This is a genomic window from Rhizobium sp. 05N49 (assembly GCF_056396805.1).
The window spans coordinates 1-6246 of the sequence record NZ_JBFTME010000049.1; the positions used below are offsets into that span (position 1 = coordinate 1).

3 protein-coding genes and 1 pseudogene are annotated in these 6246 nt (G+C 59.4%); 2 read left to right on the forward strand and 2 right to left on the reverse strand.

What is annotated here, in order from left to right; all coding sequences use genetic code 11:
* Together AC1DF8_RS36075 and AC1DF8_RS36080 are read right to left on the reverse strand one after the other, a co-directional pair.
* Positions 1–461: pseudogene (locus tag AC1DF8_RS36075) on the reverse strand (membrane-bound PQQ-dependent dehydrogenase, glucose/quinate/shikimate family); the annotation flags it as partial.
* A gap of 23 nt (positions 462–484) precedes the next feature.
* Positions 485–721, reverse strand: coding sequence for a GXWXG domain-containing protein (locus AC1DF8_RS36080; RefSeq protein WP_113207936.1), 237 nt, complete (start codon positions 719–721; stop codon positions 485–487).
* Positions 722–991: 270 nt separating this feature from the next.
* On the opposite strand from AC1DF8_RS36080, the gene AC1DF8_RS36085 reads away from it, so the two are divergent.
* The gene (locus tag AC1DF8_RS36085; protein ID WP_478157593.1) at positions 992–2260 is read left to right on the forward strand and encodes a metallophosphoesterase family protein; all 1269 of its coding nucleotides are present in this window, start codon (positions 992–994) and stop codon (positions 2258–2260) included.
* A gap of 1 nt (position 2261) precedes the next feature.
* Positions 2262–5762 carry an AAA family ATPase gene (locus tag AC1DF8_RS36090; RefSeq protein ID WP_478157595.1) on the forward strand — a complete coding sequence of 1167 codons (3501 nt, stop codon included), beginning with the start codon at positions 2262–2264 and terminating at the stop codon, positions 5760–5762.
* The last annotated feature ends 484 nt before the right edge of the window (positions 5763–6246 follow it).

Genomic DNA, 6246 nt, shown 5'->3' on the forward strand with positions numbered 1-6246 from the left:
GTTGCAGCGGATGATTGCGCCGGCAGGTCGCCGGCGAGGTCATGCGGATCCGTCGTCATGGAATATCCGGCGACGATGATGGCGAGAATGACCGGAATGGCCAGCGGCCAGGGATTGGCACCGTAATAGATGCCGGTCGGGCTGCGAAAGCCGAGCGGCCTGCGGATCCATGGCGTCAGCAGCCAGAGCCCGAAGAGGATGATCAGGCCGCCGCGCGGACCGAGCTGCCACCAGTCGAACCCCACCTCCCAGATTGCCCAGGCGAGAGCCACGACGACGAGTACCGCATAGACCCACAGCGCGACTGCCTTGCGCATGAGAAGCAGGCCTGCCGTCAGCAGGAACATCAGTCCCGCGAAGAGATAGAAGACGCTGCCGCCAAGCGTGACGAGCCACAGCCCGCCGCCGCCGAGCGCCAGTCCGAATATGATGAAGAGTATGGAGGTAATGAGGAGGGACATAGTTGTTCCGGGCGTTATTTCGATTAATCGGCGACTTGAGGAGAGGGCCCATTGTCGGAGCCTGGAGTCACAGCAGCCTCTGCGGTCCTCCCATGGTGTCTGAGGGAACTTGCTGCGGACGGCAATTTTGTTTCCAGCACGCCGTCCGGCGGATGGCCCGATCTGATGCCCTCGCCCTGCCAAACGCCGACCATATCGGCGGGCAGCACTGGCGAGCCATATGAACCAGGCGACTTGTCTGATAGTAGGTCCTCGGACATTGATCCTCAGCAAAGGTCGGATTTTGTCCAAACTGTCACCTCCTTGACATGTTCCCATGGCGCCAAAGGCTTTCCCTCGGAGGCAGAAAGCTGGTGAAGGTTGGGCGTGGTCGACTGCTAAACTACCTGATTACACCTTCCAACGCGGGCAAGCTTGGGCGCCGGCCGTGAGCAAACATCCTGGGGACGTCGGGAACAAAACAGGAATATTGGCTGGTGCCGAGTGGCGAATGGCGATAGGAAGGTAGACCAACGCATGAGGCTAGGCTCTTGGTCTATCGGTTCCTTCACACTGCTGACATTCATCTCGACTCTCCGCTTCGGACGCTGGCCTTACGAAACCTCGAGCTTTCCAAGTTAATCGGACTTGCGACCCGACGGTCGCTCGTCCGGATCGTGGACCTTTGTCTCGAGGAGCGGGTGGACGCACTCCTTGTCGCAGGTGACCTTTATGACGGCGAGCAGACGTCCATGAAGACCGCAAGGTTCCTCGCCGAACAGCTCGCCCGCCTTCACCAGGCCGGCATCGGCACTTTCATCATCCGCGGCAACCACGATGCGCTGTCGAAAATCACTGCCGAGCTGGTGATGCCTGATACGGTTAAGGTTTTCGGCGCCGCCGCGGAGACAACCCTCGTCGATCGTGACGCTTGCCATTTTCCCGTGGCCATCCACGGGCTCAGCTTCGCCAAGCCGCATGCACCCGAGAGCCTGCTGCGAAACTTTCCGCCTCCGTTTCCGGACGCCGTTAATATCGGTCTACTGCATACCAGCCTCGGCGGGTCGCCCGGGCACGATTTATATGCTCCATGCAGCGTGGCCGATCTTCAGCAAAGCGGATTTCGCTACTGGGCACTCGGCCACATTCACAGGCGATCGGCCGTCCAGGGCGGCGCCTCGACGATCATCATGCCCGGCATACCTCAGGGGCGCGACATCAACGAGGATGGCCGCAAGTCCGTGTCGCTGGTCACGATCAGGGATGACCGCTCGATCATCGTCGAGGAGCGCCACACGGCTATTGCGCAGTTCGAGAGACTTGTAATCGATATATCGCAGGCCGCTGATTGGAAGGACGTCGTCCTTGAGGTCAACAGCAGACTTGAGAGCCTTTCTTCAACGGCATCAGCCGACCATCTCGTGGCGCGCGTTGAATTGACTGGAACCAATGACCTTGCGTGGAGACTGCGACGCGATACGGACCTGTTGCGGACGGAATTGGAATTGCGCGCAGCGTCGGTGGGCAACATCTGGATCGAGAAGGTGGTCGCTTCGCCCACGATACCGGGTCAGAGCCGCGACCGCCAGTCCGGTGCGCTCCACGAGCTGGCATCGATTATCGACGAGGAGATCCTCGGTTCCACCGATTATGTCGGCGAACTGTGCTCCATCCTCGATGAACTGAGAGGGCAGCTTCCAGCCGAGCTTCGAGACACATTCGGCAGAGACGAAGCATCATTCGAGGCCCTGGCGTCTCAATTGGCCAGGAACGGCGCCTCGCAGGTTCTGGCGCGCCTACGCAGCGGCGAGGGAGAATAGCGTGCGCATCAATCGCCTTGATCTCACGCGCTATGGGAGATTCACCGACGCCATCATCGATTTTGGGTCGCGCCCGGTCGGATCGCCCGACCTGCACATCATCTACGGACCGAACGAAGCAGGTAAGTCGACCACGCTCGATGCCATCCTCGATCTGATCTTCGGGATCGGCAACACGTCGAGATATGGCTTTCTGCATCCCTATAATGCCATGCGTTTAGGCGCCAACGTCCAGGTTGCTGGCCAGGCGCGGGAGTTCGTGCGCATCAAACGGGCCCAGAACAGCCTGCTCGCCGGCGACGAGCGCAGCCTGGCTGACGCCGAGATCAGAGCCGATCTCGGAGGCATTGACCGCGATGCGTTCTCGACGATGTTCTCGCTGGACGACACCACGCTCGAGAAAGGTGGCGAGAACATCCTTGCAAGCAGAGGCGATCTCGGGGAATTGCTCTTTTCGGCCAGTGCCGGACTTTCGGATCTCAGTCGACACCTTGTCGCGATCCGCGCGGATGCGGACAGTTTCTATAAATTCCGCGGACGCTCCGGCCTGCTGGGTGACCTTAAGGCCCGCTTGACGGAATTGAAGCAGAAACGCGAGGAGCTCGACCTCCAGGTCACGGAATATCGCAAGCGGTTGACGGAACTGAACCGCCTTGACGCGCTCTACGATCGGGCCCTGACAGAAAGGGCAAGTACCAAGCGGCAGGCGGATGAGATCAATCGTGTCCTGAGCGCGCTCCCGACGATGAAAAGGCTCACAGCGTTGCGGGACCAGTTCGACGCCCTGGAGATCGTGTGCGAACCGCCCGCATCCTGGAGTTCGGAGCTTGTCGAAATTCGAAAGGGTGATATTGCCGTCCGCGTAAGGTTGGACGAGGTCGGCCGTTCGATTCAAGAGGTCGAAAAGGAGATAACGCAGACCGTAGATGACCGGGTCGCTCTTGATCTTTCTGCGCGTGTCGCCGACCTTACGAAAACCCTGGAACCGCGATATCTGACAGCTTTGGTCGATATCCCCAAGCTCAGCGGCCGGATTGCAGAACTCTCGGTCGAAGCACTCCTTCTGCAGCTCGGAAAAGGCGATGAAAAAACGCCGGCGAGATTGGTCCTAAATGCTGTCACCATCGGCAAGTTCAGGGCGTTGATAACCGAGCGGTCAGGCATCGACGCCCGCCTCTCATCTGCGTCGCAGGAGCTCATCCGAGCCCAGCGGGCACTTGAGGATGAGGGCGAGAACGTCACCCGGTTCGAAGAATTCCAGTCTCCCGGACGGATCAATGCGTTCAAGTTGCTCGCCGCGACAGTCAGGGCCCTGCCGCGATCGGACGACGCTCTTGCCCACCGGTCGTTGATGCGACGCTGCGAAAGCGTGGATGTGATTTTATCGCAGAACCTGGCGCAGCTTGCGCCCTGGCGCGGAACTGCCGACGAACTCGCGATGATGGCGATGCCATCACCCGCAAAGCTGGACGGCTGGAAAAGCCGATACAACGAAGGCCGAGATTGGGTGAAGGCGGCGCAAGCAGATCTCGGGCGGCTGGAGCCGGAAGTCCGGCGCATGGATGTTGAGATCGATCTCTTGCGCGCCAGAGCGGGCGAGATTGACGAGGCATCGGTCGCTGCAAGCCGGGCGGCGCGCGAGACGGCATGGATGTCACATCGCAAGACAATGGACGCGACCTCAGCCGCCGCTTTCGAGACGGCGATGAGGGCCGACGACCAACTCGTGACGCAGCGGCTTATCCACTTCGCTGAGGCAAGCAAACTGGCGCAATTGAAGCTCACGCGGGCATCTGTGGCATCGGATATCGAAATTGCGCGCGAGCGCCTTCATGCAGCCGAGCGTTGCCTCGCCGAAGTCAGAAGTGAGATGTCGGGAGCCTTGGCAGCGATTTCTTTTGGTGCCTCGCTCGATCCCGCGGAGCTTGAAGAATGGATCCGGAGGAGGACAATTGCCCTTCGAACGCGCGAAGATCGATTGGCGATCGGGCAGGAAATTGCCGACATTCGCGATAGGGTAGAGCAATCGAAGAAACAGCTGCTCTCCGCCATGCAAGGAGCAGGCGTGGCGGGCAATGTCGGTGCGGATCTGGCAACGCTTTTCTCCGCCGCAGAGCAAGGGCTGGACCTCTTCAACCTGGCCATGGATCATGGCGATCGTTTACGGCGTCTGAACGAAGAGATCACCGCGCGCACGAGCGCCAGGGACGACGCGATGAAAACCGCTCGTGAGTGGGACGCAAGCTGGCGCGAGCTTTGCGATGGTTGCTGGATCGGAGAAGAGCAGCAGGTCCCTGATGTCGGCGCCGTCAATGGGATCCTACAGGTTCTTGAAAAGCTCGCAACCGCTGTCGAAGCCAGGGACGGGTTGGTGGATCGCGTTCAGAAGATGGAAAAGGACCGCATGTCGTTCGAGGCAGCGGTCTTCGAACTGTGTGACAGGCTCAAGGTGGAGCACTCCGGTTCTCCAACCGAACTGGCGCGGATAATCGCCGAACGGGTCAAAGTGGCAGAGCGGAGCCAGGAGCAACGGCACAAGCTCGCGAAAGATCTCGACAGGAAACGCGAGAGTGAACGAGCGCTTGTTGTTGAGAGAGACATTTTCGATGCCCGCATGAATGAGATGACGACATTTTTCGGGTGTGCGAACGCAGATGAGGTCGAGGCCCGCATCAGTCAGTTCTCGAAGCGGCAGGCGCTGCAGAGCTCGATTGTCGAACTGGAGCAAGCCCTGGTCGAGATCAGCCGGGGGAAAGGCATCGCGGAGGTCGAGCAGCAGCTCGCGCTGGCGGATCGAGAGGCATTGGAGGAGCAACTCGAAGCCTTGGCGCCTGCGCTGGAGGATCAGGACAAGACGTGTCACGACCTATTTTACGAGCGATCTACAGCGCAGAAGGCGATCGACGCGGTCGGTGGGGATTCTGCGGTTGCGGAAATCGAGGAGCAGCGGCGAACGCTCCTGGTCGAAATCGAGGAACGTGCGGGGCGCTACCTCGAGCTTCGGGCAGGCGTTACGGCAGCCGAGCAGGCGCTAAAGCTCTACAGGGACAGACATCGCAGTGGAATGATGACGAACGCCTCGGAGGCTTTCAGAACTATCAGTCGCGGAGCCTATACAGGCGTCGCTGCGCAGCCGAGCAGGGATGGCGAAGTCCTGATAGCAATATCGGCGCACGGAGGGTCGAAGTCGGCCGATGAACTTTCGAAAGGGGCGCGTTTCCAGCTCTACCTCGCACTGCGCGTCGCCGGATATTTCGAGTTCGTCGCCAACCGGCCCCCGATTCCTTTCATTGCAGACGACATCATGGAAACGTTCGACGATTTCCGGGCTGAGGAAACCTTCCGACTGTTTGCGCAGATGGCGGAGCACGGGCAGGTGATCTATTTGACTCACCATCGTCATCTGACCGAGATCGCCCGGACGGTCTGCCCGGGAGTTCTCCTTCACGACCTGGATACAATCCAGTCTTCATTCCCTGTCAAGGCGATGGCAGCGGAGTAGGATGCTGTACGCCCGCCGCACATCATGTCCAGTGGGACAAAATCTAAACATCGTTTGCGTCGGGCCTCATCGTCTTCTGTCTCGTCAGAACAGGAGATCGCAATGGGCTGGCTTGGATGCCACAGATTGACGCCAGCTTGCATTCTTAAAACGAGGCGCTTGCGCTGGAGCGCCCCTTTTGCTCTCGATATGTTCAACGGTGCGGATTGGGCGATCAGATCGAGGCACTCAGCTGACGTTGCTCAATATAAAGGTCTTCCGGTCACCCAATGTCATTGTCAAAAAATTCATCGTCGTTCCATTCAAGCGAAATCGGCCGGTGGTCCCGGAAGAAAGTAAGCGCGATTTTCGATGCGCCTTGACGGCTTCTTCAGGGGTAATCGCGCACGGATGCTAGCGGTACCCAGCTTTATTGGGCATTTGTCTTGGAGTAGTTGAACGGCAAAAGGTCGCCGATTTCGGCCGCTTCTTTGCGCTGCGGCAA